Raw genomic sequence first — 22,037 nt, 5'->3', positions numbered from 1 at the left:
GGAATATATGTTCAAAATGTCGAAAACAGTTTGAAAAACCTACAAAAAGAACGGCACTGTATTTGGTTACAGTGCCGTTCTTTTTGTCTGAACTGCATAAAATTTAGGCTCTTCTATCGCCTTTTTTACAAAGCGCTCCGGTTATAGCTACGTTATAACTATTAGGACTTGGACATGGCCGAAATTGACATGCTATGCTTTCCGTGACAAGAAAATCGCGAAAGGATGAGGGCCTTGGAACCGATTATCGCTCTGACTGTTCTATTCTGCGTCTATGCGGCGGGTGAGCTTATTGCCCAGAAGTCAAAGGCAGTCTTTTCCACTGTGCTGGGCATTGCAATCCTGCTCCTGGCCGGCTTCTGGAGCGGCATTCTGCCCCGCTCGGTGATCGAGGATGCCCAGGTCACCGGCTTCGGCAATGTCATCGCGGGAATCCTCATTGTCTCCCTGGGTACCACCATCGACTTTCCCGAGCTGCGGCGGCAGTGGAAAGTGGTCGTCACTGCCCTGGTCTGCGTCGTCGGAGCCACTCTGGCAATCATCCTGATCGGCTATCCCCTCATTGGAAAGGAGATGGCCCTGTCCGTGGCCCCCATCTTCGCCGGAGGCAGCGCGGCCACCCTGATCATGACCACCGCCCTGGATGAGATGGGCCTGGTGACCGCCAGCACCCTGTGCATTGTGATGTATGTGGTGCAGAAATTCATCGGTGTACCCATTGCATCTCTGCTGCTGCGGCGCACCGCCGTCCAGTTCCGGGACAACCCGGCGCTGGTGGCCGAGTACAGCCAGCAGCAGGAGACCGTCGCCGGCTCCCGCCGGGGCCTGCTCCAACTGCCCGCTTCCTTCGCACGCCCCTCTGTCTATCTGGCCAAGCTGGGCCTGGTGGCGGTGGCGGCCCACTTCCTCTCTGAGCTCACCGGCGGGGTGATCCACTACTTCGTCCTCTGCCTGGTGATGGGCGCGGTGTTCTTCGCCCTGGGCTTCCTGGAGAAGGGCATCATGTCCAAGACCCAGTCCGGCGGTCTGATCACCTTCTTCGTTACCATCCTGATCTTCTCCAATCTGGCCACCACGACCCCGCAGCAGGTGCTGTCGGTCCTGCCCGCCCTGCTGCTCTCCGCGGCCTGCGGCGTGGCCGGCACGGTGCTCCTGGGCTTCATCTGCGCCAAAGTGATGAACTTCCCCTTCGGCCTGGCCGTCTCCTTCGGCATCAGCTGCACCTTCGGCTTCCCCACCACCATGCTGATTCCCCAGGAGGTGGCCGAGGCCTTCGGCCGAACTGAGACAGAAAAGGCCGCCATTCTCAACTACCTGTTACCCAAGATGCTGACAGCGGGCTTTGTGACGGTAACCATCGCCTCGGTGCTCATCGCCGGCGTGGTCGTCCGCATGCTGTAGCTGATAGAGAACGAAACCAAAGGAGGAATTCGTATGGAGGAATTGTTTGAAAAGATCCGCCGGTATGTGGACGAACACCACGACGACATGCTGGCCCTCTGGGAGGAGATGGTCAACACCGAGAGCGGCTCCCGCCAGCTGGAGGGTGTGGCCGCTATGGACGCGATTCTCCAGCGCGAACTGGAGAGCGTTGGCGCCAAGATCCAGGTGCTCCCTGTGGAGAACGCCGGCGGCGTGCTGGTGGCTGAGTGGAACAGCGACAGCCCCAAGGCCCCCCTGCTGTTCATCGGCCATGTGGACACCGTGTTCAAGGAGGGGGCCGTCGCGGCCAACCCCTTCCGCATTGATGAAAACGGCTTCGCCCACGGTCCCGGTGTGCTGGACATGAAGGCCGGCCTTGTCATCGCCGTCTTCGCCCTCAAGGCCCTGGCCGCCGCTGGTTTTGCCGGCCGGCCCATCAAGTGCGTCTTTGCCGGTGACGAGGAGAATCTGCACATGCTCTCTAACGCCAAGCAGGTGATGATGGAGGAGGTCAAGGGCGCCGCGGCCGCCTTCAACTTTGAGACCGGCTTCATGGACAACCGCTTCGTGGTGGGGCGCAAGGGCGGCGGCCCGGTATCCCTGACGGTCCACGGCGTGTCCGCTCACTCCGGCAACGCCCCGGAAAAGGGCCGCTCCGCCGTGCTGGAGGCCGCCCACAAGATCGTGGCGCTGGAGGCCTGCAACGACATCCCCCGGGGCAAGCTCATCAACTGCGGCAAGATCACCGGCGGCATCGGGGAGAACACCATCCCGGATTTGTGTACCCTCAATATCGGTGTCCGCTTCCCCTCCACCGAGATCAAGAATGAGATCCTTGATGCCCTGGAGCAGGCCGCGTCCCACAGCACCGTCCCCGACACCTGGGCAGAGCTGGACACCAGCCGCCTGATGGAGTGCATGGACACCACCGACGGCGTCATGGCCCTGTTCCGCCACATCCAGCGCACCGCCGTCAGGTGCGGCATGGACGAGCCCGGCTGCTTCCAGGTGGGCGGCCTGTCCGACTCGGGCATCACCGTGGCCTGCGGCATCCCCACCGTGTGCGCCATGGGCGTGCGGGGCGAGGGAAACCACACCCCCACCGAGTATGCTGAGGTGAAATCGCTCTTCGAGCGCTGCATTCTGGCCGCCTGTGCGGCCGGCTCTCTGGAGGACGACTTCACGGAGCAATAAAACCGCGAAAGAAGGAGGAAACATCACCATGGAAGAGAAAAAAGCAAAGAGTGAGAAGGTCGGCGTAGGCGCATGGATTGCGCTCATCGTGCTGATCCTGATCCTCTCCGGCGCCTTCCGCACCATGGACGGCCCTATCAAGGTGCTGGACTTCACCAACCTGTCGGGTGCTTTCGGCACCATCGGAGACACGGGCGCCAACCTGATCGGCTCAGGCGGCACCGGCGCCAAGGACGGCTTTATGGCCGGCTTCAACCTGATCCCCGCCGTCATGTTCTTCTGCGGCCTGCTGGCCGTGTTTGAGCAGCTGGGCGCCTACAAAGCCTCGGAGATCCTGTTCCGTCCCCTGCTGCGCCCCCTGCTGGGCATCCCCGGCAAGTGCGGCATCGCTTTCATCTCCAGCTTTACCGGCTCCGACGTGGCCGCGGTTATGACCCGCGACCTCTATGAGGAGGGCTCCATCACCGATGACGAGCGCACCATCTTCGTGGCCTATCAGTACGCCGGCTCGGCCTGCATCAACAACACCATTACTGGCGGCGCGCCCCTGGTGGCCATCAGCCCGGTGGCTCTGGGCCCTTGCATCCTGATCATGGTCTTCTGCAAGATCATCGGCGCCAACATCGTGCGCATCATTCTGCGCCTGTCCGGCAAGAAACGCAGCAAGGAGGGAAAGACAGCATGAGCAACGAGACGAAAACTGCGGCCGTCCAGCCGGCCGCCCCGGCAAAAGAGAAAAAACCCTCTGTCGTCGATACCTTCCTGAAGGGCTGCGCCAGAGGCTTCAAGGTGGGCATTGAGAACATCACCCCCGCCATGATCCTGGGCTATGTGCTGGTGTATATCCTCCAGGAGACCGGCCTGATGGACCTGCTGGGCGTGGTCATGTCCCCCGTCATGAACCTATTCGGCCTGCCCGGCGAGGCCTTCGCCGTGCTGATCTCCGCCTTCTTCGCCAAGGCCTCCGGCTGCGCCACCGCCGCCTCCATGTACCAGGCTGGCACCCTCACCCTGGGCCAGGCTTCCATGATGCTGCCCGCCTGTATCCTGATGGGCACCCTGATCGGCCACTATGCCCGTATCGTGCTGGTCACCGGCTCCAACAAGAAGTGGCACCCCCTGCTCATCGTGGTCTGCCTGCTGGACGCGGCCATCAGCCTGGTGATCATGCGCGTCATCCTGGCGATCATGGGCATTCAGTAAGTTTGGAGAGGAGAGAATCAGCATGTCCAGACAGCGGGGGCGGCAGCTTCAGGGCTTTGGCTGTGTCCTGATCGTGACCGTCATGCTCATCGACCACTTTTTGTTCACCCTGCAGGACAATTTTGTACTTGCCTGCGCCATCGTCTCTGCCGTCGCGCTGATTGTCGGCATCCGCGTGGTCAAGCGAGCGGATGACCAGGAACAGGCGTCGGCGTGCGGAGTGCCGACCCGCCAGTGAGCCCGGCTCAGCCGGATGGTCGGCCTGCGATTCGGATGCCGCCATTTCCACAGTGATACAGTGATAAAAAAGGCTCAGGCCCGGACGTTTGTCCGGGCCTGAGCCTTTTTTCAGCAGATGTGGTCAGTTTTCGGTCAGCTCCACATAGAGGTCATCCAGGGCCGGGGCCTCGTCAATGAGCCCCTGCTCCAGCAGCCAGTCCACGTTCTCCTGCCAGCACGCCGCGCTCTGGGAGAGGAAGGGGGCCTCGTCGGTCTCCATCAGGGGGAGCAGAGTCTCCAGGCTCTTCTGCTCCACCGTCTCGGACAGGGGGAAATTCTCCTCGTTCTGGTTGTCCAGCAGGGTCTGGAGTCCTCCCGCCGGGTCGTTCTTCACGTCCGCGAAGCCCTTGGCGGAGGCCCGCAGGAAGGCCTGCAGCACCTCCGGCTCGTTCTGGATCATCTCGTCGCTGGCCAGGAACACCCCCTCGTAGTAGGTGGGCACGCCGTAGTCGTCCAGCTCGAAGTAGTTGACGGCGAAGCCCTCCTCCTCCATCTGGGGCACCTCGTGGTTCACCAGGCAGCCGATGGTGGCGTCCACGTTGCCGGTGGTCATGGAGCTCATCAGGTCAAAGCCCACGTCGATCATCTCCACGTCGCTGGAGTCCGCCCCCACATAGGCCATGATGGAGCGGATGAGGGCCTCGGACAGCTCGGTGCCCGCGTAGCCGATGGTCTTGCCCACCAGATCCTCCGGGGAGTGGATGTCCTTCTCCGCCAGGGAGAGGACGATGTTCAGCGGGGCCTGCACCACCGCGCCGATGGACTTCACCGGCACATCCTGGTTGGCCCGGGCGATGATCACGTCCTGCTGGTAGTACAGGCCGATCTCCGCCTGGCCGGCGGCCACCAGGGAGATGGCGTCGTTGGTGTTGGAGGGGAACTGGATGTTGACCTTCAGGCCCTCCTCCTCGTAGTAGCCCTTCTCGATGGCGTCATAGAGGAAGGCGTGGAGGGCGTTGGGGTACCAGTCCAGCACCACGTTCAGCTCCCGCAGCTCCCCGTCTGTGCCGCCGGTCTGGCCGGCGGCGGGGCTCTCCGAAGCCGGGGCGGAGGCGCAGCCGGTGAGCAGGAGCAGGGCGCCCAGGGCAAGGGCAAGTTTCCGTTTCATGGTCATTCATTCCTTTCCAAGCAGTTTGCCTCGCAGAGTTTTGCCGGCCGCAGCCGGCAAAATAAAATGAAATCTTGCTTTCTCCCAGGACATGCGCCTGGGAGAAAACACTTCTCAGCCCACAAGTGTGCCCAAAGGGCGCGCGCAGGGGGCTGCGTCTTTATCAAACAAGTGGCTTCGCCACTTGTTTGACTCAGGATTCGCCGCGCCAGCGAACCACTTTTCGCTCCAGCAGGGCCACGATACCCACCGCCAGCATGGCGGCGGCGGCCAGGAGGACGATGGGGGCGAACACCCCGGCCCCGTCCAGCTGGGTCATCATGCGGCGGGAGAAGTAGCCCAGGCCGCTCTTGGCCCCCAGCCACTCGCCGATGGCCGCGCCGATGACGCTCATGGGCACCGCCATCTTGACGGCGGAGAAGAAGTAGGGCAGGGCGCAGGGGATTTTGATCTTTTTGAAAATCTCCCATTGGGAGGCCCCGTAGGTCCGGAGCAGCTCGATCATCTCCACCTTGGCGGCGCGCAGGCCGTCGTAGACGGTGATGGTGATGGGGAAGAAGGTGATGAGCACCGTCACCAGCACCTTGCTCCAGATGCCGTAGCCGAACCACAGCACAAAGAGGGGGGCGATGGCGGTGGTGGGGATGGTCTGGGACACCACCACAAGGGGGTAGAGCATCCGCCGCACCAGCTCGCTGGCGTCCATGGCCACCGCCAGGGCCAGGCCCAGCACCAGGGAGATGGCCAGGCCGATGCCGGTGACGGTCATGGTGGCGGGGAGGTGGACCAGGAACAGGGGCTCCCGCAGCTCCCACAGCCGCTGTAAAATCTGCACCGGCGTGGGCAGGATATAGGCCGCGTCCATCTCCGCAGCCCCGGCCTGCCACAGCAGGAGCAGGGCAAAGAGGAAGATCAGGGCGGGCAGATTGGCCCTGCAGGCTTTTTTCACGGGCTCACCTGCTTTCTCAGCAGCGTAATCAGCCGCTCCTTCAGCTCCACCAGCTCCGGCCGGGCCAGGCAGGCGCGCTCCCGGGGGAAGGGGGCGGGTATGGGGATCTCCGTCAGGGTGCGGATGGGGGTGGACTCCACCACCAGCACGCTGGAGGAGAGGAAAATGGCCTCCTCCACATCGTGGGTGATAAACAGGATGGTCTTCTGGTGCCTCTGCCACTGCTCCAGCAGCCACTCCTGCATGGAGATGCGGGTGAGGAAGTCCAGGGCGGAGAAGGGCTCGTCCAGCAGGAGCAGGTCACTGCCGGTGAGCATGGTGCGGGCAAAGGCCGCCCGCTGTCGCATGCCGCCGGAGAGCTCGCCGGGCATCTTCCCGGCACACCCGGCCAGCCCCACCTCCGCCAGGGCGGCCTCCGCCCGCGCCTGCCGCTGGGCGCGGCTCAGGCCGCCAGCCACCTCCAGGGGGAGGGCCACGTTCTCCCCCACAGTGCGCCAGGGAAAGAGCAGATCCTTCTGGGGCATATAGCCGCAGTACCGCTTGCGCCCGGCGATGGGCGCGCCGCCCACCTTGATCTCCCCGGCCTTGGGGTCGAGCAGGCCGTTGATCAGGCGGAAAATGGTGCTCTTGCCGCAGCCGCTCACCCCCAGGATGCAGTGGAAGGAGCCCGGCTCCACCCGGAAGGAGAGAGCGTCGATGATGTCAAAGTCCTCGGAGGGGTACTGGTAGGACACCTTGTCAAATTCCAGGATGGACATGGCTACCGCTCCAGATTCCAGGACATGTCCCAGAAGCCCAGCTCGTACCGGCTGCAGGTGACGAAGATCTCCTCCAGCCGCCGGTACTCCGCCTCGGTGCACCCCTCCGCCAGATCGTCCATCAGCGCCACCAGGGCGTCGTTGGTCTGCTGGTAATCCTCTCCGGCGTAGCTCTGCACCCACTCGCCGTAGAAGGGGTGCTCCGCCGCCCCGGGGATGGCGGCCAGCCGGGCGCCAATCTCGGCGTAGCTCCAGGAGCAGGCCAGGATGGCCGCCACGATCTCCGCCGGCCCCCCGGCGGCGGCCGCCGCCAGCATGTAGTGGGTGTAGGACAGGTTGGACAGGGCGGGGCGCACGGCGAACACCTGCTCCTCCGTGATGCCCAGCCGGGCCATGTAGGCCCGGTGCACCTTCATCTCGCCCCCCAGGATGGCGTCCACATTGGCGGCGAATGTACGCATCAAATCCGGATCCCGGGCCTTCACCACCCCGTAGGCGAACACCCGGGCATAGTCAAAGAGGTACAGGTAGTCCTGGAGCAGGAAGTGGCGGAACTTCTCCAGCTCCAGGGTGCCGTCCCCGATACCCCTGACAAAGGGGTGGCTGTGGCAGGCCTCCCACACCGGGCGGGCGGCCTCATAAAGGCGTTGCGTCACGGTCATACCGCATTCCTCCAATCCAGGATGCACTCGTCCGCCAGGGCGGACAGCTCCGGCCAGTCCCCGGCATAGGACGGCTCGGGGACGGCCACGGTGTAGAAGCCCGCCTCCCTGGCGGTGCGGGCGGCGTAGAGGGCGTCCTCAAAGACGGCGGTCTCCCCCGGGGCGGCCCCCAGGCGGCGGGCCGCCTCCAGGAACACGTCCGGCCGGTTCTTGCTCATCCCCAGGGTCTCGCAGCTGAGGATGAAGTCGAAGAGGTGATCCACCCCCAGGCGGGAGAGGCACTGGTGGGACAGGGGCTCGGCGGTGGCGGTGGCCACGCACAGGCGGCAGCCCCGCGCCCGCAGACGCTCCAGATATTCCTTCACCCCCGGTTTGAGGGGCACGTCCCGGCGGTAGTGCTCCTCCATCATGGCCTCCATCTCGTCCACGATGCGCTGGGGCGGGCCGGGTATGTGGAAGGTGTCCATGAAATAGGCCGCCCCCTCCAGCATGGTCATGGCCTTCACCATCCACAGCAGCCTCTCGTCGGGGTGGATGCCCAGGGACTCCAGATAGTCCCTCCCCAGCCCCTTCCAGTAGTGCATGGAGTCCACCAGGGTGCCGTCCATGTCAAAGATGCAGAACCGCTTATCCATGGGCCGTCAGCTCCTCCGCCAGGGCCCGCAGGCGCTTGGCGGCCGCGCCCGGGTGGGGCTGGGCGAAGATGGCGGACACCACCGCCACCCCGTCCACGCCGCTGCCCCGGAGCGCCAGGATATTGTCCGCGCTGATGCCGCCGATGGCAACCACCGGGATGTCCACCGCGTTACAGATGGCCCGGAGCTGTTCCACGGTCAGGTTCTTGGCGTCCTTCTTGGTGGTGGTGCCGAACACCGCCCCCACGCCGATGTAGTCCGCCCCCGCTTTTTGGGCGGCAACGGCGGTGTCCACGGTGTTGGCGGAGATGCCCAGGATCCTGTCCGGCCCGATCAGGGCCCGGATGTCCCGGCCCTGGATGTCCGACTGGCCCACGTGAACCCCGTCGGCGTCACACGCCAGGGCCACCTCCACCGAGTCGTTGACCACGAAGGGCACGCGGTACCGGGCCGCCTGCTCCTTCAGGATTTTGGCCTCCGCCAGAAAGGCGTCGTGCTCCATCCCCTTCTCCCGCACCTGGAGGAAGGTGGCACCGTTGGCCAGCACCTCCTCCACCACCTCGGGGAGGGTGCGTTCCCCCAGCCAGGCCCGGTCGGTGACGGCGTAGAGCAGCATGGAGGCTCTGATTTCATCCCTGGTAAATTTCATAGCGTACTCCTTGTGTCAGTTGGGTTTCCGTGAGGTTGAACACGGCGTCGATCAGATCATTGCGGAAGGTGGCATTGCCCGTGCCGTTTTGCAGGCGGCGTTCCTCGGCCGCCTCCCCGGCCACCCCCAGGGCGGCCATGGCGGCGGCAGCGGCCTCAAAGGGGTTCTCCGGCGACGCGCCGCAGAAGGCCCCGGTGAGGGCGGTGAGCATACAGCCGCTGCCCGTGATGCGGGCCATGGTGGCCACGCCGTTGCGGAGGAAGATCACCGTCTCCCCGTCGGAGAGCACGTCCACCGCCCCGGACAGGGCGATGACCGCGCCGGTGCGGCGGGCCAGGGAGCGGGTCAGCTCCGCCGCGGCGGGGAGGGTGCCCTCGGTGACCGCGTCCCCGGCGGCCACGTCCACCCCGCTGCCGCCCCCCTGGCCCAGGGCCAGGGCCCGGATCTCCGAGGCGTTGCCCCGGATGACGGCAAAGCGCACCTCTGAGAGCAGGCGGCCCACCGCCTCCCGCCGCAGGGCGGTGACCCCGGCGGCCACCGGATCCAGCACCACCGGGATGCCCAGGGCGTTGGCCCGCTTTCCGGCCAGGAGCATGGCCTCCAGATCTCCAATGGCCCCCAGGTTGCACACCAGGGCCTGGACGCCGGCCACCGCCTCCTCCACCTCCCGCACGTCGTGGGACATGGTGGGGGAGCCGCCGGCGGCCAGGATGATGTTGGCGCAGTCGTTGACGGTGACGAAGTTGGTGATGCACTGCACCAGGGGGGCGCGCTCCCGCACCGAGCGCAGCCGGGCGGCAAAGTCAAGCTGTTCCATATCCGCCCCTCACCGGTTGAGCTCTTCCAGCATCCGATCCAGCACCCTGGCCCGCTTGAGCAGCAGGAGCACGGCGCAGCCCATCAGGCCGCCCACCACCGAGGCGGGCAGGTAGAAGGGGATGTAGTAGAAGGGGGACTGGGCGTCCAGGGCGTAGAAGAACTTCATCAGGGGGTAGGCCACCATGGCGCTGACAAAGCCGGTGCCGATGGTCTCTCCCAGCAGGGCGCCCCACAGCTTCTTCGTCAGCTGGTAGAGCAGGCCGGACAGGAAGGCGCCGAACACCGCCCCCACCACCGCCTGGATGGTGCGGCCGGTGAGCATCCGCAGCAGCCCGGTGAGCAGGGCGGCGGCGAAGTTGTACCAGGGCCCCAGGAACACCGCCCCCAGCACGTTGCAGAAGTGCTGGAAGGGGGCCATGGATGGAAAGTAGACAAAGGTGGACAGGACGAAGCCCAGGGCGCCCAGCATGGCGGTAAGCACCAGCTTGCGCACCGAAAGCCCCTGGGCGCGCAAGGTTTTGGCATTGGCTGTTTTCATGGGGGATTCCTTCTTTTTCACGGATTTTGGTATTTGCCGGTCTTGTCGTCGATCGTCCACACCCCGCCGGGCTTGTAGCTGATCTTCACATAGGCCAGCATGCTGGGCTCCCCGTGGGACACGCAGATGCGGCAGCACTCCTTCACGATGTCCAGCAGCTGATCCAGATCCCCCTCCAGGGTGGTCTCAAAGGGCCCCACCACGTAGTGCAGGCCGGTGGAGGCCAGGTAGGAGATCACCTCGTCCACGATGCGGCGGGTGTCCTCCTGCTCCATCACCTTGGGCAGCACCTGAATGGCAATGCTTGCGTTCATGTCTGTATCCTCCTCTTTTCCGGATTCTGTCGGCTCAGTGCTCCATGACCGCCTGCATGGCGTTGAGGCCGCCGGAGCGCTTCAGGGCGAAGAGCACCGCGCCGGCGATGATGGCCCCGCCCGCGGTGGACACCAGGAAGGGGCCGATATAGGCGTACACCGCCGCCGTCTTGCCCAGCAGGAACACCGCCACCGGCCAGGCCGCCAGGCCGCCCAGCACGCCGGTGCCGAAGACCTCCGCCCCGCAGGTGGCCAGCAGGCTGCGGGTCTTATGGTACATCAGGCCGCACAGCAGGGCCCCCACCATGCTGCCGGGGAAGGCCAGCAGGGTGCCCAGGCCCAGCAGGTTGCGGAGCAGGCTGGCCAGAAAGGCGGCGGCAAAGCCGTACCAGGGCCCCAGGAACACCGCGCAGAGGATGTTGACCATGTGCTGCACCGGGGAGCAGCGGGAGGCCAGCACCGGGAAGGAGAACATGCTCCCCACCACGGCCACCGCCACCAGGATGGCGGCCACGGCCAGCTTCTTGACGGAACTGTCGGATCTCATCATGTTTGATACACTCCTTTGCTTGCTTACAAATCCAGTCCGATGGAGCCGCCCTCCGGGACGGCGTAGTTGTGCTTCAGCGGGCCGCTGCCGGAGCCCAGGTCCAGCCCGGCCTCCATGCAGGCGGTGATGTAGGCCTTGGCCTTCCCCACCGCCCGGGGCAGATCGCAGCCCAGGGCCAGGAAGGAGGCGATGGCGGAGGACAGGGTGCAGCCGGAGCCGTGGTTATTGGGGTTGTCCACCCGGCCGGCCCGGAACCAGTGGGCCTCCCCCCGCCGCCACAGCAGGTCGTCGGCGTCCTCCGACCGGTGGCCCCCCTTCACCAGCACCCCGCCGGGCAGGGCGCTGCCGATGGCCTCCGCCGCCCGGAGCATGGCGTCCTCGTCCTCAATGGCGAAGCCGCACAGCCGCTCCGCCTCGGGGATGTTGGGGGTGATCACCTCCGCCAGGGGGAACAGCTCCTCCATCAGGGCGGTGAGGGCGCTGTCCTGCATCAGGCTGGAACCGCTGGTGGCCACCATCACCGGATCCACCACGATGTGCTCCGCCCGGTACTCCCGCAGCTTGGCCCCAATGGCCCGGATGATGTCCGCGCTGGACACCATGCCGATCTTCACCGCGTCGGGCCGGATGTCCCGGAACACGCAGTCCAGCTGCTGTGCCACAAACTCCGGGGTGGCCTCCAGCACGCCGGACACCCCGGTGGTGTTCTGGGCGGTGAGGGCGGTGATAGCGCTCATGCCGTACACCCCCAGGCAGGTCATGGTTTTCAGATCCGCCTGGATCCCCGCGCCGCCGCTGGAGTCGCTCCCCGCGATGGTCAGCACCTTTTTCATACACATGCCTCCTCTTTTTTGCAGACAAAAAAACTCGGAACGCCCCGCAGAGCGTTCCGAGTACCAGAAACAGACGCCATGAGCACCTGGCCCTGGCTGCTTCCCACTCGCCGCGTCCCTACGTTGGCATTATCCACATCAGGTCGGGTCGGGCATACGCCCCTCTCAGCCCTTTTCAGAGCTCCCCTGCGAACGATTCTGATTCAGTTTTCCTGAGTATAGCACAAAAGCGCGGAAAAGAAAAGCCTTTTTTATCCACGCAGCAGGCGGCTCAGCTCCTCCGCCGTGATGCCGCTCATGTAGTCCCCCACACGGAGGGCCTCCAAAGCATCTGTCAGGTGCTCGTCCAGGGGCAGGCCAGCCATGGCCCCCTCCAGCTCGCCCAGCTCACCGCCGAAGAAGTCCCCATAGAAACGGACGGCCTTGATTTTCCCGCCCTCCGCGCTCAGGTGGGCGGTGACCAGCCCTGCCGGGAACTTCATCTCCCGCCGCATGTCGTAGGCGGGGGAACAGCCGTAGTTCCACGCCCAGGTGGCGTACTTCTCGTCCCGCAGCTTCCGGACGGCGGCCAGATCTTCCTCCGTTAGAGTGTAGGGCTCCAGCGCCCCGCTGGCCATGGCGCACTCCTTCAGGGCCCCCTTGAAGTCCTCCATGGAGATGGGCGCAGGGGCGTGGGCGTTGATGGTGGTCACCCGGCTGCGCACCGACTTCACCGCCTTGGAGGCGAACTTGGCCTCCTTCACCCGCAGGGCGTCGGCCACGCTGGTCAGGTTGGAGTCCAGCATGATGCACCCGTGGTGGAGCAGCCGCCCCCGGCGGGCATACTGGGCGTTGCCGGAGAACTTCAGCCCGTCGATGGTCAGGTCGTTGCGGCCGGTGAACGCCGCGTGGACGCCGAAGCGGGCCAGGGCCTGGATCACCGGCTCCACAAAGATTTTGAAATTGAGGCCGGGGGCGTCGGCCCGGTCCACGATGAAGGTGAAATTCAGATTGCCCTTGTCGTGGTACACCGCCCCGCCGCCGGACAGCCGCCGGGCCACCCGAATGCCGTGGGCGTCCACATAGGCCTGGTCGATCTCCTCGGCAGTGTTCTGATATTTGCCCACCACGATGGTGTTGTCGTTCTGCCAGAGCATGAAGTAGGACTTGCTTTTGTCCATCCGCTCAAAGACATACTCCTCCAGGGCCAGGTTAAAGTAGGGATCCCTGGACGGGGATTCCAGATAGAACACGCGCTTCTCTCCTCTCGCCCGGGATTTTCGACGGACGGCCCTTCCGGCCTATACATATCCGGCGGAGCCCATCTTCTTCGGAGACGTTCCACCCCGGGCCGCCTTCCGGCTGCTTCCATAATAATAGTAAATCGGAAGAAGCAGCCTGTCAACAGAGAATGGGCATCCGCCGGGACCACCTGCACTACAGCAGGTCGCGCCGCCTCTGCCGCCGGCACACCAGGCCGCACAGCAGCAGGGCCAGGGCGGCGCACAGGGCGGCGACCACCCACTCCCCGCCGGGCAGGCCCAGCAGCCGGGCGGGATCCCCCCAGAAGGTGCCCGCCCCTTCCATGACCCAGGGCACCAGCCCCCACTCCAGCACGAACACCAGGGGCAGGAGCTTGAGCAGCATGGCCACATAGGCGCCGCTGAACCAGGAGAGGACCACGGTGAAGCCGGAGGTGGCCAGGGCCAACACCACCGTCAGCGCGCACAGGGAGAGCACGTACTGGCCATAGGTCCAGTCGAACCAGGGGAAAGCGAGCTGCCACACCGAGGTCATGGGGCAGCTCCAGAAGGTCAGGGCATCGGTGGACAGGAAAGGCCCCAGGTAGACGGCGAAGTTGACCAGGGTGAGCAGCAATCCGGAGAGCAGAGCCGCCCCCATCTGCGCGCCCAGCACCCCCCGCCCCCTGCGGGAGGCCCACAGCATGGCCCTGGTGCGGTAGAGCCGGTCCCGCACCAGGGTGGGGGCCAGGAGGAGCGCCGCGCTGAAAGAGCACCAGATGGCGAAGTAGTGGAAGAAGTCGTTGGTGTCGGACGTCACGCCCCCAGGCAGGAAGCCGAAGGCCTCCGGTCGTGCCGCTGCCTCCTCAAGGCGCCGGGTCTCCCATTCCGCCACCCAGTCGGGCCAGTCGGCCACATGGCCCAGGGCGCTCGCGTCCCCGGCGGCCAGCCGGTCATACCGCTCCAAAAAGGTCTCCAGGGCCTCAATCTCCCCGCAGTTTGTGTTGGAATGAACTGCCCAATAGAGGTCGCGGTTCCGCTCTCTCTCCGCCCGGGCATCCTCGTTATACTGATCTTCCCAGGCCAGCCAGGAGGGCCAGTCGCGGACGCCGGCCTCCGCCGCGCCGTCCAGCTGGGCCACCTGGGCGGAAAAGGCCGCCTTGGCCTCCGCCAGCTGGCCGTCCAACTCCGAGCGCTCGGCCGGCTCTATGGTGGTGCCGTACTCCTCCAGCCAGCGGTTGGCCAGCCCGATCTCGTCCTCCCAGCTGCTGCCCAGGTGCTCGATGTAAAATTCGGTGCGGATCTGCCAGAACACCAGCCCGATGAGGGCGATGGCGGCCAGCAGGGCGGGCCGCCAGATTTTTCTCAGTTCCCAGCCCAGCAGGGCCATTTACGCCACATCCTTTCTGTGAAACCGCCCCAGGGCCCACAGGGCCGCCCCGCCCGTCAGGGCCAGGCTGACGGCCAGGCCCGCCGTCTCCTGCCAGGGGACGGCGCCGTACAGCCCCATCTCGGTGAACCAGGCGCTCAGGGAGAGCCACAGGTTCACAGGAAGGAAGTTGGCCAGCAGATAGGCTGTCCACCACCCCGCTGTCGCCAGGCCGGACGCCGCCCCCACCGACAGGGTGCAGAACAGAACCACTCCGATGGCGGCGGCGTAGGCGTGGCCGGTCAGCAGGCCCAGCGCCCCGGCCAGCAGGGTGAATACCGCCGTCAGGGCTCCGCCCCCCGCCAGCGTGGCGGCCAGGTACTGCCCCACGGTGAAGTCCCCCCAGGTGAGGTAGGGCCGGATATAGAACATCTCGCTGTAATAGTTGAACTGGCTGGACACGCTGGATGCCCACAGCCCTCCGTAGTCCAGCAGCAGAAAATAGGCCCCCAGGGTGGCCAGGACCAGCAGTGCATACAGGAGCAGATCCACCCCCAGGGCGGCCAGCAGCTTGACGCGCCACAGCCTCCGCCCGGTGCGGGTGGCGCACAGCTGCCCCCCGGTGCGCCACACCCCCTCGCACCCTGTCAGGCAGATGGCCGATAATACCCCGGCCAGGATGCCCTCGGTGACCACCGCCCGGATGAGGGTGTTGAACAGGAACTGGTGGCTGCCGTGAGTGGCAGGGCCGGCGTAGAGATCCAGGGCCGCGCCAGTGTCCGCCAGGTGCTCCACCCGGCCCTGGAGCAGATCGTACTTCCAGGCCAGCCACCGCTGGGCCAGGAGATCCCCCTCGATCACGCTCTGATAGAAGTTCGCCAACTCGTCGGTGTCGTAGGCCTTGAAGGTGTTCTCCAGGCCGGCGACCGCCTGGAGGAGCAAGTCCCGTTCCTCCGTCTGCGGCAGCTGGGACAGCCCGGCCACGAAGTCCGCGCCCACCCGGACGCCCAGCGTCTCCGCCGCCTGGGAGGTCTGGTGGAAAAAGGCCTGATCCCCCGGCGTGACGGAGCCCAGCAGCAGGCCGTTGAAGGCCAGGCACAAGCCCAGGAATACCCACAGGGCGGGCAGGTGGAAGAGCTTGCCCCACTCGTAGGCCAGCAGCCGCCTCATATCTGCCCCTCCCGGTAGATGGCCAGGAAGGCGTCCTCCAGCCCCGGTTCCACCGGCGTTCCCCCGGCGGGCGGGGTATCGGCAAGCACCCGCAGCACCGGCCCGTCCGCCCCCTGCCCCTCGCTGAGGAGGAACTGCCCGGGCTCCAGCGCCGTCCCGGCGGGGAACTCAAAGACCCTGCCCCGGAACTGCTCCCGGATGTGGGTGGGGCTGTCGCAGCAGTAGAGCCGGTGGCCCTTGAACATGACGATCTGCCCGGCGATGGTCTCGATGTCCGAGACGATGTGGGTGGAGAGGATGACAATGCGCTCCCCGGACAGGGCGTGGATCAGGTTGCGGAACCGCACCCGCTCCCGGGGATCCAGCCCGGCGGTGGGCTCGTCCAGGATCAGCAGCCTGGGATCGTTCAGCATGGCCACGGCGATGCCCACCCGCTGGAGCATGCCGCCGGAGAACTTTTTCATCTTTTTGTCCGCCGCGTCGGACAGACCCACCAGCTCCAGCAGTCCGTCAATGCGGCCGTCCGCCTCCCGCCGGGGGATGCACTGGAGGGCGGCGGCATAGCGCAGGAACTGCCGGGGGGTGTGGTTGGGATAGTACCCGAACTGCTGGGGCAGGTAGCCCAGCAGGCCCCGGTACTCTGCCCCCAGGGCCTGGATGTCCTCTCCCTCCCATAAAATCTGTCCTTTGGTGGGGAACAGCAGGGTGGTGAGCATCTTGATGAGGGTAGTCTTGCCCGCTCCGTTTGGGGCCAGCAGGCCGTAGACCCCCGGTGTGAAGGTCAGGGAGATGTCCTCCAGGGCGGTGAAACTCCCATAGTTTTTGGTCACATGTTCAACGGACAGCATAGGAAAAGCCTCCTTCCACACAGCGCCGGCAGAAACAGCGCAGCTCCGCCAGGTACAGGGCCAGGGCCGCCCCGCAGAGCAGGCAGAAAACCACCGTCGGCACGGTATTCAGCCACTCCGCCGCTGTCGGCCACAGAATGGGGACCATTCCGGCCGCCAGCCAGACGGCCGGCGCGGCCAGCGTCCCCGCCGCCCCCCGCAGCCGCAGGCAGAACAGGGAGAGTGCGCCGTACAGGAACAGGCCGGACAGGGACAGGGACAGCATCCAGCTCAGGGAATACAGGCGGCCGGACATGATCCACACCAGGAGATTGGCAGGCACGCACACCAGCACGGAGGCGGCCCCGAAGCACAGCATCCGCAGGGCGTTCACCATCCGGGACGAGATTCGGAAGGTCCAGGTCCACTCCCGAATGCCGGTCTGCACATCCTTCCAGGTGGTCAGCAGGGACAGTGCGGCGTAGAGCAGGGGCGACATCAGGAGCAGAACCTGGGCCAGCCCGCCAGTGTAGCTGGCCAGAAACGAGGCCGGGAACAGGCCCAGGACCCAGACCAGGACCGCCAGCGCCAGACAATCCCCCACCCCGCAGAACAGAGTGTGGACGCCCGCGACGCGCAGGATGTCCCACAGCTCCCGCCGGAGGCTGACCGGCCGGAGCAGCCCCGCGTCCAGGATCTGAGAGATGGCCCGCAGTTTCTCCTGCTGGGTGGGCATGGGGATGTCGTCAGATTTCATCCGAACCAAACTCCTTTCTCAGCCGTCCTATCAGGCGGTAATAGCGGGATTTGACTGCCGCCTCAGATTCCCTCAGTGAGGCGGCGATTTCCGGAAAGGTCTTTTCCCCGTAGATCCGCAGGCGGAAGACCGCCTGCTCCCGGGGCTCCAGGCCGGAGACCCAGGCCTCGATCCGCTCCAGCAGTACACGGTCAAGAATCCGGACGGAAAAGTCCTCCTCCGCCGGCAGTTCCGCCTCCTCCCATGGTACCGGGACCGGCCGGGCACGGCGGCGGGCATCGATGACTTTGTTGGCGGCGATGCGGTACAGCCAGGTGCGGAAGGACGCCTTCACTGCCCGATAGCCGGGCAGTGAGCGCAGAGCGGCGATAAAGATGGACTGTGTCAGATCCAGGGCATCCTCTCTGCTGCCGGTCTGGCGGTAGACGAAGCGGTAGATTTCGTCGTAATAGACGCCGATCAGATGTTCTGCCGCCTCCCGGGAACCGTGGCGCTGGATTGCCCGGATCCACTTTTGCTCCTGCTCCACTGCCTCACCGCCCTTCAAAAATATATTCGCGTATGAGCGTGCCATCGTTTCCGGAAAAGAGAAAAATTGCCCCTCTGTAGGGAAAGCCGCAGCAAGGAGCGTATGTCCCCTTCCGCTGCTCCCCTCCCTTCTGTGAGCACTTTGCAGCCCCAAATCTGCCCCGCGGCTATCCCAAAACAGTCAGACCGGCAAAAATCATTGAATTTCCGCCGGTTTGGTCTGCGGGGCAGCATTCGCCCCCGCAAAGCCAGAGCCGCTGCCCACGGGTGCCCTAGCACCGGAAAAGACGGGCCGCCAGCGCGGGCACAGGGCGATCCAGAAGGGCGGCTCTTGGCGCGGAGATGAACCGTCAGGGATCCCTTTTGTGTTGGCTCAAACAACTTTTTGAAACTTTTCCGAAATTTTAAAAAGTTCATCAGCTTGGCGAAAAGCCTTTCTTTACAGGCAGAGCCGGCGGAAATCATTCGATTTCCGCCGGCTTCTGGAAGAGAGGCTGTGACCGGCCTGCTGGCTGCAGTCAGGATATGGAACGGGGAGCGGCTACAGAATACGCAGAGCGGCCAAGCATTCAGATGAACAGGAACAAGAAACCAACAATGACGAAGTAAATGGACATGGGCAATGTGAGTACCATCACCCGGATGGGGTCCACCTTACCGGCGTCCTTGCCCAGCTTCTGCACCAGGATGCTCTCCACCACGGCGGAGATGGCCAGGGCGGGGGCGCTGACGGGCGGGAAGGCCTGGCCGCCGGAGGCGATATGGGCGGAGGCCACGGCCGCATGGACGGGATCCACGCCCACAGAGGCCAGGGCGGGGGCCAGGAAGGAGAAGATGGTGTTCTGGCCGGTGGACTGGGAGCCGGTGAGGGCGGAGATCAGCAGGATGCCCAAGCCGCCGCTGACCTTCAGGGCGCCGGCCTCCATGGAGGCGGCGAAGGCCTGCACGGCCTCAATCTGGCCGGCGGCATAGAAGGCGCCCAGGAGCAGGGCGGCGCCCAGTTCCACCTTGACGGCGGGCAGTGCGCCCACCACGCCGTTTTTGACCACCTTGGGCAGGTTCTTGCGCACCGGCTTGAAGAAGAGGGAGACCAGGGTGGCGGTGATCAGGAAGGTGACGATGTTGTTGCTCAGACCCTTGAGGATGGTGATGTTGCTGAGCCAGCCCATCAGGGGCCCGGTGGCCATCTGTACCAGATTGATGCCGGCCGCCGTCTGGAGAATCACCAGCAGGATCAGCACGGCCAGGGGGAGCATCAGATGCCAGTTGCCGTGCATAATCTGGCCGGCGGTCTTGCTGGGAATCAAATGCTCGGGCAGGGCCTTGATCTTCACAAAGGCGAAAACCGCATAGATGGTACAAATCACAAAGCCGATGCCCACGGTGATGTAGGAGATATTGACCACGGGGGTGGTGTCCACCTGGGCCAGGGAGGAGGCCAGGAACACCGCCTGGGTGATGGGGGGCATGATGGAGCCCAGAGAGGCGCCCATCATGATGATGCAGCCGATCCCCGCCGCGGAGATCTGCATATCGCTGAGAATACCGATGACCAGAATGCCAACCACGGTGGCGCTGGCCACAGAGTCGCCCAGCAGGGAGCCGGCCAGGCCCAGCACCAGGATGATGGCCACGATGAGGCCCTTGGGAGAGCGGCCCAGTGAGACCCGGGCCACGTTCAGCACCAGATCCAGGGTCTTCATTTCAGTCTGGGAGGCGGCGTAGATGCTTCCAAAGATGTTCAGGGCCATGATCCAGGCCAGCTTGTCGATACCGTCAATCCAGGCCAGGACCCATTGCAGGGGGTTGAACACGCCGCCCATAAGCAGGGCCAGCAGGCCGGCAATAATCAGCGCATAGGTGACCTTTCCCCCGACAAAGGGGATTTTTTTCACCATGATCAGAACGATCAGGACGAGGACAGGGACGATAACAGTAATCATCTGCTCTCACCTCTCTTGATTCTGTATTTACGGGTTTACCAGCTTCATGGCCTGGCTGGCGGCGATCAGAATCGGGTCGTAGACCGGGGCCACCGGGGGGGCATAGACCAGATCCAGCTCGTTGATCTGGGCCACGGTCATGCCGGCGGTGATGGCGGTGGCGAACACGTCCACCCGGCCGGCCACGGTGGGACCGCCCACGGCCTGGGCCCCCAGCAGGCGGCCGGAGGCACGGTCCACAACCAGACAGATGTGCATGTCGGAGCCGCCGGGGTAGTAGGAGGCGCAGTCCCGCTTGCGGATCAGGCTGGCCGCCGCGTCATAGCCGGCGGCGCGGGCCTGCTCCAGGGACAGGCCGGTGGCCGCAATGTGCAGCTCAAAGACCTTGGTCACCATGGAGCCCAGCACGCCGGGGAAGGCGGCCTCCTCGCCGGCCAGATCCGCGCCGGCCACCCGGCCCTGCTTGTTGGCCGTGGTGCCCAGGGGGACGTAGACCGGCTGGCCGGTGAGCAGGTGGCGCATCTGCACACAGTCGCCGCAGGCCCAGATGGCGGGGTCGCTGGTCCGCTGGTGTTCGTCCACCACAATGCCGTCCTTCAGGCCCAGCTCCAGGCCGCAGGCACGGGCCAGCGCAGTGGCCGGGCGCACGCCGATGGAGATCAGAACGCCGTCCACCTCCACGCGCTGCCCGTCCGAGGTCTCTACGGCAGTCACCCGGCCGTCTGCGCCGTGGATGGCGGCCAGGGCGGTGCCGGTAAAGAGGCGCACGCCGTGGCGCTCCAGGGTCTGGGCCGCCGCCTGGGAGAAGCTCTCGTCCAGGAAGGGCAGCAGGCGGGGCAGCTGCTCAAAGACCGTGACCTCTGCACCGGCCTGGGTCAGCTCCTCGGCCATCTCCAGGCCGATGAAGCCGCCGCCCAGGATGGCGATGCGCCGGCGGGCGGCCAGGGCCCCCTTCAGGCGGATGCCGTCCTCCACGGTGCGCAGGTAGTACACCCCGTCCAGCTCTGTGCCGGGGATGTCCGGCCTGACGGGGGCGGCGCCGGTGGCGATCACCAGCTTGTCGTAGGGCCGCCGGAACTGCCGCCCGGTGTCCAGGTCGGTGACGGACACGGTCCTGGCGGCGCGGTCGATGGCGGTGACCTCGTGGTGGGTGAAGGTGGGGATCCCCCGCTTGTTGGCCATCTCGTGGGGGAACAGGGAGACCAGCTCGTCCGGATCGTCAATCATGCCGCCCACGAAGTAGGGCAGGCCGCAGGCGCCGTAGCTGATGTACCCGGTCCGCTCATAGACCTCGATGTCCAGGTCGGGGCGGACGCGCTTGGCCTTGGAGGCGGCACTCAGGCCGGCGGCCGTCCCCCCGATTACAATGACTCTTTCCCCCATGGGCGCTTACCGGACGCCGTACTTGTCGATGACGCCCATCTCGCCCATCAGGCGCTCCAGCTCGTCCCGGCCCTTGCCGGTGAACTCCTCGTAGGGGCGGCGCAGGTGGCCGCCGGGCAGGCCCAGGATGTCCAGGGCGGCCTTGATGCACACGGGGTTGGAGAAGGTGTAGAGCATCTTCAGCAGGGGATACCAGTGGGTGTACTCCCGGCGGCAGTCCTCCATGATCTCCATGCTGGTCCAGGGGCGGGAGTAGAGGGCGGACTCCTCGGGGATGATGTTGCCGCCGATGTTGGCCGTGCCGGTGCCGCCGACGGCCAGGGTGGGGATGACGATGGAGTACTTGGGGAAGTCGCAGCACATGATCTTGACCTTGCCCTGGCACTGGGCCTGGACCTGCACCAGCTGGGAGCAGTCGCCCATGGCCTCCTTGTCCAGCACAAAGTGGGGGTGCTTGTCGGACAGGTACTTGATGGTCTCGGGGGTCAGGTGGACGCCCAGACGGGAGGGGTTGTTGTACACGCCGCAGGGGATGCCGATGGAGCTCATGCAGGCGTCCAGGTGGTCCCGGGCGGCCCGCTGGTTCACCAGCACGTAGGGGGGCACGGTGAAGATGACGCCGTCGGCGCCCTCAGCCTCGCAGTACTTGGCCATCTCAATGGCGCCCTCGGTGGTGGTGGAGGCGGCGCCGAAGAACACGGGGATCTTGCCCCGGGTCATGGCCACCACCTCTTTGACGATGGCCTTCTTCTCCTCCACGGTGAGCAGGGTGGTCTCACCGGCGGAGCCCAGCACGAAGATCTGGCTGGTGCCGTACTTGATCTGGCGGTTGATCAGGGTCTCAAAGCCGTTGAAGTCGATCTTGTCGTCGGGGGTAAAGGGGGTGGGCATGGCCACAAAGGAGCCTTCCAGCTTAATCATAACAAA

General features: G+C 65.2%; 25 protein-coding genes and 1 riboswitch. Of the genes, 5 read left to right on the top strand and 20 right to left on the bottom strand.

Translation table 11 applies throughout. The annotated features are described in order from the left end of the window. The first annotated feature begins 324 nt into the window (after positions 1 to 324). The 5 genes from QZ378_RS01850 to QZ378_RS01830 are packed head-to-tail and all read left to right on the top strand — an operon-like array spanning position 325 to position 4,057. The gene (locus QZ378_RS01850; protein ID WP_291257115.1) at positions 325 to 1,401 is read left to right on the top strand and encodes a hypothetical protein; all 1,077 of its coding nucleotides are present in this window, start codon (positions 325 to 327) and stop codon (positions 1,399 to 1,401) included. Positions 1,402 to 1,434: 33 nt separating this feature from the next. Beyond that, entirely contained in the window at positions 1,435 to 2,616 is a 1,182-nt protein-coding gene (locus tag QZ378_RS01845; RefSeq protein ID WP_291257114.1) for a M20/M25/M40 family metallo-hydrolase, read from the top strand. Positions 2,617 to 2,644: 28 nt separating this feature from the next. Further along, positions 2,645 to 3,301: a nucleoside recognition domain-containing protein gene (locus QZ378_RS01840; RefSeq protein WP_009260853.1), complete on the top strand. Its 657-nt coding sequence runs from the start codon at positions 2,645 to 2,647 to the stop codon at positions 3,299 to 3,301. After that, entirely contained in the window at positions 3,298 to 3,819 is a 522-nt protein-coding gene (locus QZ378_RS01835) for a nucleoside recognition domain-containing protein (RefSeq protein ID WP_191378650.1), read from the top strand. The genes QZ378_RS01840 and QZ378_RS01835 overlap by 4 nt, the downstream gene beginning before the upstream one ends. A gap of 22 nt (positions 3,820 to 3,841) precedes the next feature. Next, positions 3,842 to 4,057 (top strand): hypothetical protein, encoded by a 216-nt coding sequence (locus QZ378_RS01830; RefSeq protein ID WP_191378651.1) that lies wholly within the window; start codon positions 3,842 to 3,844, stop codon positions 4,055 to 4,057. Between the two features lie 123 nt (positions 4,058 to 4,180). Here QZ378_RS01830 and QZ378_RS01825 read toward each other — a convergent pair whose 3' ends face one another. From QZ378_RS01825 to QZ378_RS01730, 20 genes are all read right to left on the bottom strand, one after another. After that, positions 4,181 to 5,212, bottom strand: coding sequence for an ABC transporter substrate-binding protein (locus QZ378_RS01825; protein WP_366935112.1), 1,032 nt, complete (start codon positions 5,210 to 5,212; stop codon positions 4,181 to 4,183). A 187-nt stretch (positions 5,213 to 5,399) separates the two neighbouring features. After that, positions 5,400 to 6,155, bottom strand: coding sequence for an ABC transporter permease (locus QZ378_RS01820; RefSeq protein ID WP_291257112.1), 756 nt, complete (start codon positions 6,153 to 6,155; stop codon positions 5,400 to 5,402). After that, the gene (locus QZ378_RS01815; protein ID WP_291257126.1) at positions 6,152 to 6,907 is read right to left on the bottom strand and encodes an ABC transporter ATP-binding protein; all 756 of its coding nucleotides are present in this window, start codon (positions 6,905 to 6,907) and stop codon (positions 6,152 to 6,154) included. The genes QZ378_RS01820 and QZ378_RS01815 overlap by 4 nt, the downstream gene beginning before the upstream one ends. Before the next feature lie 8 nt (positions 6,908 to 6,915). Next, positions 6,916 to 7,575 carry a thiaminase II gene (gene tenA, locus QZ378_RS01810; RefSeq protein ID WP_291257111.1) on the bottom strand — a complete coding sequence of 220 codons (660 nt, stop codon included), beginning with the start codon at positions 7,573 to 7,575 and terminating at the stop codon, positions 6,916 to 6,918. Further along, the gene (locus QZ378_RS01805; protein WP_291257110.1) at positions 7,572 to 8,210 is read right to left on the bottom strand and encodes an HAD family phosphatase; all 639 of its coding nucleotides are present in this window, start codon (positions 8,208 to 8,210) and stop codon (positions 7,572 to 7,574) included. Before QZ378_RS01805 ends, tenA begins: the two co-directional genes overlap by 4 nt. Next, the gene (gene thiE / locus QZ378_RS01800) at positions 8,203 to 8,859 is read right to left on the bottom strand and encodes a thiamine phosphate synthase (protein ID WP_291257109.1); all 657 of its coding nucleotides are present in this window, start codon (positions 8,857 to 8,859) and stop codon (positions 8,203 to 8,205) included. The genes QZ378_RS01805 and thiE overlap by 8 nt, the downstream gene beginning before the upstream one ends. Further along, the gene (thiM, locus tag QZ378_RS01795) at positions 8,840 to 9,676 is read right to left on the bottom strand and encodes a hydroxyethylthiazole kinase (RefSeq protein WP_291257108.1); all 837 of its coding nucleotides are present in this window, start codon (positions 9,674 to 9,676) and stop codon (positions 8,840 to 8,842) included. The genes thiE and thiM overlap by 20 nt, the downstream gene beginning before the upstream one ends. Positions 9,677 to 9,685: 9 nt before the next feature. Further along, positions 9,686 to 10,216: an energy coupling factor transporter S component ThiW gene (thiW, locus tag QZ378_RS01790; protein ID WP_191378657.1), complete on the bottom strand. Its 531-nt coding sequence runs from the start codon at positions 10,214 to 10,216 to the stop codon at positions 9,686 to 9,688. A gap of 17 nt (positions 10,217 to 10,233) precedes the next feature. Then, positions 10,234 to 10,530 (bottom strand): thiamine-binding protein, encoded by a 297-nt coding sequence (locus QZ378_RS01785; protein ID WP_191378658.1) that lies wholly within the window; start codon positions 10,528 to 10,530, stop codon positions 10,234 to 10,236. Positions 10,531 to 10,564: 34 nt separating this feature from the next. Continuing rightward, the gene (gene thiW, locus QZ378_RS01780; RefSeq protein ID WP_207728518.1) at positions 10,565 to 11,080 is read right to left on the bottom strand and encodes an energy coupling factor transporter S component ThiW; all 516 of its coding nucleotides are present in this window, start codon (positions 11,078 to 11,080) and stop codon (positions 10,565 to 10,567) included. A gap of 23 nt (positions 11,081 to 11,103) precedes the next feature. Beyond that, positions 11,104 to 11,913 carry a bifunctional hydroxymethylpyrimidine kinase/phosphomethylpyrimidine kinase gene (gene thiD, locus QZ378_RS01775; protein WP_291257107.1) on the bottom strand — a complete coding sequence of 270 codons (810 nt, stop codon included), beginning with the start codon at positions 11,911 to 11,913 and terminating at the stop codon, positions 11,104 to 11,106. A 97-nt stretch (positions 11,914 to 12,010) separates the two neighbouring features. After that, positions 12,011 to 12,111: riboswitch (TPP riboswitch) on the bottom strand. 53 nt (positions 12,112 to 12,164) lie between these two features. Continuing rightward, positions 12,165 to 13,145, bottom strand: coding sequence for a lipoate--protein ligase (locus tag QZ378_RS01770; RefSeq protein ID WP_291257106.1), 981 nt, complete (start codon positions 13,143 to 13,145; stop codon positions 12,165 to 12,167). A gap of 184 nt (positions 13,146 to 13,329) precedes the next feature. Next, on the bottom strand, positions 13,330 to 14,523 hold the full coding sequence (locus QZ378_RS01765; RefSeq protein WP_291257105.1) for a hypothetical protein: 1,194 nt from the start codon (positions 14,521 to 14,523) through the stop codon (positions 13,330 to 13,332). After that, positions 14,524 to 15,672 (bottom strand): hypothetical protein, encoded by a 1,149-nt coding sequence (locus QZ378_RS01760; protein WP_291257104.1) that lies wholly within the window; start codon positions 15,670 to 15,672, stop codon positions 14,524 to 14,526. Then, positions 15,669 to 16,520: an ABC transporter ATP-binding protein gene (locus QZ378_RS01755; protein ID WP_291257103.1), complete on the bottom strand. Its 852-nt coding sequence runs from the start codon at positions 16,518 to 16,520 to the stop codon at positions 15,669 to 15,671. Before QZ378_RS01755 ends, QZ378_RS01760 begins: the two co-directional genes overlap by 4 nt. Continuing rightward, on the bottom strand, positions 16,507 to 17,256 hold the full coding sequence (locus QZ378_RS01750; protein ID WP_191378664.1) for a hypothetical protein: 750 nt from the start codon (positions 17,254 to 17,256) through the stop codon (positions 16,507 to 16,509). The genes QZ378_RS01755 and QZ378_RS01750 overlap by 14 nt, the downstream gene beginning before the upstream one ends. Next, the gene (locus QZ378_RS01745) at positions 17,246 to 17,785 is read right to left on the bottom strand and encodes a sigma-70 family RNA polymerase sigma factor (protein WP_191378665.1); all 540 of its coding nucleotides are present in this window, start codon (positions 17,783 to 17,785) and stop codon (positions 17,246 to 17,248) included. The genes QZ378_RS01750 and QZ378_RS01745 overlap by 11 nt, the downstream gene beginning before the upstream one ends. Positions 17,786 to 18,353: 568 nt before the next feature. Continuing rightward, entirely contained in the window at positions 18,354 to 19,727 is a 1,374-nt protein-coding gene (locus tag QZ378_RS01740) for a hypothetical protein (protein ID WP_291257102.1), read from the bottom strand. 27 nt (positions 19,728 to 19,754) lie between these two features. Further along, a complete protein-coding gene (locus tag QZ378_RS01735; protein WP_291257101.1) occupies positions 19,755 to 21,110 on the bottom strand; it encodes an FAD-dependent oxidoreductase in 1,356 nt (451 codons plus the stop codon). Positions 21,111 to 21,116: 6 nt separating this feature from the next. Then, positions 21,117 to 22,031, bottom strand: a complete 915-nt coding sequence (locus QZ378_RS01730) for a dihydrodipicolinate synthase family protein (RefSeq protein WP_087236936.1) — start codon at positions 22,029 to 22,031, stop codon at positions 21,117 to 21,119. Between the last annotated feature and the right edge of the window lie 6 nt (positions 22,032 to 22,037).

This window comes from Flavonifractor sp., from assembly GCF_019422385.1.
Taxonomy (GTDB): Bacteria; Bacillota; Clostridia; order Oscillospirales; family Oscillospiraceae; genus Flavonifractor; species Flavonifractor avistercoris.
Note: the sequence above shows the minus strand (reverse complement) of the source record. Positions and strands in the feature narration are given on the sequence as shown.